This window comes from Staphylococcus pasteuri, from assembly GCF_030547725.1.
GTDB classification, from domain to species: domain Bacteria; phylum Bacillota; class Bacilli; order Staphylococcales; family Staphylococcaceae; genus Staphylococcus; species Staphylococcus pasteuri.
Genome location: NZ_JAUOQO010000344.1, coordinates 1 through 272 on the forward strand (window position 1 = coordinate 1; position 272 = coordinate 272).

General features: G+C 52.9%; 1 protein-coding gene. It reads left to right on the forward strand.

The annotated features are described in order from the left end of the window. On the forward strand, positions 1-272 hold a 272-nt coding region (locus Q4528_RS13930; protein ID WP_303522180.1), incomplete at both ends, for a hypothetical protein.

Sequence of the window (272 nt, forward strand, 5' to 3'; positions counted from 1 at the left end):
GCCCTGAGTATGATTTTTATCCTGGCCTCGGTCCTGTTCCGCGTTTCAGACTACGTAATCCTCGTCGGCTCAACAGAAGACGGTGCGGCGGAGCAACTTGGCAACATTACCGAAGAGCTTCTTGAAAACGAAGATCTCATTCGGGAATTTGGAGTTAAGAAGTTCCTTCGCACCGCCACTACTGATGTAATTTGTGAAATGGCGGATGGCTATCGTTTCCGCATCCTGGCGCGCGGAGCTGAGCAGCGGATTCGGGGGCGGCTATGGAAAGG